At 77.4% G+C, this 2697-nt stretch carries 1 protein-coding gene; it reads left to right on the top strand.

The features are described from left to right. Positions 1-902: 902 nt before the first annotated feature. Positions 903-2697, top strand: a 1795-nt coding sequence (locus GL263_RS24765) for a sensor histidine kinase (RefSeq protein WP_438948002.1), incomplete at its 3' end; no start/stop codon positions are given.

Genomic DNA, 2697 nt, shown 5'->3' with positions numbered 1-2697 from the left:
CGTCCCTGGTGTCGAACCGGCTGAACAGCCTGCCCGTCACGTTCTCCCCGCGGGGCAGGACGTCGGGGGCGGGCGGCTCGGCGGGACAGCCGCTGCCCGCCGGGGCGGTGGGCGCGTCCGGTGCGGGCGGCGCTGCCGGCGCGCCCGGCGCCCCGGGTGCGGGGGGCGGGTACGCCCCCACCGGCGCGTACGCCCCGGGCGGTCACCCGGGCGGTGCGGGCGGTGCGTCCCGGGCGTCCCACGTCGGGGGTGCGCAGGGGGCGGCGGCCGGGCCCGGCCTGCCCCCCGAACTGCCGCCGGCCCAGCCGGACCCCGCGCCGACGGCGCGGCCGGCGGCGACAAGCCACCGCAGGGCACGCAGGTCCTGGTGGCCGGTGTAGCGGCGAACCCGGGCCCACCGGATCACGCGGCCCCGTCCCGGCCCGCACGGCCCGGGACGGGGCCGCGGCGCGTGCCGGCCGTTCCCGGAAAGGAAGACAAGAAATCATGCGCAGGGCGGACCACCGGACTCGCCGCTGTGGCGGGCGTCAACCACGTGACCCGGCCCGGTCGGCGCGTGCGTCGGCGGGGCCGTCCGGGGTGCGCGGGTGTGACATCGGCGACGCCCCGACCGCCGGCGCACGCCCCGGCCGTCGGGCGCCCGAGCGGCCCGCCCACCTGCCGGGAGCGGTGTCGGCCGCATCGCCGCAGGCTGCGAGCGGCGGCTGGAAGAAGTCGCCGGACGTGCGGCCTGGCGCCACGTCAGATCTGTTGCCCGTTAAAGCGTTTGGGCGTCCGGGTCTGACGGGTATTGATTTCCGCTTGCCATCCACGGTGACCGGAGAATCACCTATAGTGTCAACGAATTGATCAGGAGTGGTCCTCTCCGGATTGCTCCTAGCCGATCCGTCAAGGACCCGATGATGACAGCGCACCAGCCGTCCGCGCGCCGACGGACGGAGCGTCCACCGCTGCGGTCATCGCTCGCCGCCCCCCTGCTCACCGCGCTGCTGAGCGGCGCCGGTGCCGGGCTCGCGGTGTACGCGGCCCCGCCGTCCCTCCGCGTGGCCGCCGCCTGGGCGTCCGGTGCCGTCGCGGTGCTGCTGTGCCTGGCGGCCGTGCTTGTCGTCCAGCAGCGGCAGCGGGTCCGCGCGCACGCCGAGCGGGCCGCCGCCGCCCGACGGGACACGGCCCGGCTGGTGGAGAGCACCCTGCCGGACGTCGTGGCCCGCCTGCGCGCCGGGGCCTCGGCGGACACCGCGCTCGCCGCCGTCGAGCAGCCGCACGACGCCGCCCACCGGCAACTGCTGCGCGTCGTCGCGGACGAACTCGGCCGCAGCGAGGCCGCCCGCGCCGCCGCCATGTCCGCCTGCGCGGACGCCGCCGGCCGCATGCAGGCGCTGGCCACCGGCATGCTCGCCGACCTGCGCGAGATGGAGCACCGGCACGCCGACGAGGACGTCCTCGCCGACCTCCTCCACCTCGACCACCGCACCGCGCAGGCCGGCCGCCTCGCCGACAGCGTCGCCGTGCTCACCGGCGCCCGCTCCGGCCGCCGCTGGGCCCGGCCGATCGTCATGGAGAGCGTGCTGCGCGGCGCCATGAGCCGAATAGCGGGCTACCGCCGCGTACGGCTGCACACCACGGTCGACGTCGCCGTCGCCGGCCACGCCGCCGAAGGCGTCATGCACGCGCTCGCCGAACTCCTGGACAACGCCGCGAACTTCTCACCGCCCACCTCCGAGGTGCACGTCTACGTGGAGGAGGTTCCCGCCGGGTTGGTCGTCACCATCGAGGACAGCGGCCTGGTGATGGGCGACTTCGCGCTGCGCCGCGCCGAACGGGCCGTCTCCGGCCAGGCGTTGGACCTGGCAGCGCTGTCCGGGACGCGCATGGGGCTGGCCGTCGTCGGCTGCCTGGCGCGGAAGCACGGTCTGACCGTCTCCTTCCGGCCGTCCGCCCGGGGCGGCACCGGGGTCATCGTGCGCATCCCGCAGGAACTGGTCACCCGACCCCGTGCGGACGCCCCGCCCGCCGTCGTCGCCCCGCCCGCCGTCGTCGCGCCGGCCGACCCGTCGACGGCCCTCAGGGGCGTCGGGGAGCGGACCCCCGCCACGCCGGAGCCGTCCAGCGCACGTCAGGAGTTCGGCATCCCCGCGCCGCGCGGCGAGCTCACGCCGGGCCCGTCGGGTGAACAGCCGCGCGGTGTTCCCGGCACGGCCCCAACGCCGGTGCGTCCGACGGCCGTTCCGGAGCGGCCGGCCGTCCCGGAGCGACCGGTCGCCTGGGAGCCTTCGGCACCGGTGGCCCCCGCCGCCGCCACCCGACTCCCGGACGCCCCCGACTCGGAGGCGTCCGGCGCGGAGGGGTTCGACGCGGAGGGGTTCGACGCGCTGCCGCAGCGGGTCAGTCCGCTCCGCCGCACCACCGAACCGCCGCACGCCACCGAGCCCGACGAGCACAGCCGGGCCACCGGATCCCGCCGCGACGACGCCGACGTCCGTTCCGACGACACCGCCGGCGGGTCCCACACCACCCCGGAGCACGACGACCTCTTCGCGCCCGGCGGACGCGGCGCCTACCACGGCCGTGCCCTCCCGCCGCGCGCCCCGGACTCCGCCGGCGACTTCGACGCCGAGCGCGCCCCTGACGCGATCCCGCACGCCCCGGAGTCCGGGAGCCAGGCCGGTCCGACCGCGGACGACCTCTTCATGGAAC

It is taken from the genome of Streptomyces durbertensis, from assembly GCF_014156695.1.
Classification (GTDB): Bacteria; Actinomycetota; Actinomycetes; order Streptomycetales; family Streptomycetaceae; genus Streptomyces; species Streptomyces durbertensis.
This window is presented reverse-complemented; position numbering and strand designations above follow the sequence as displayed.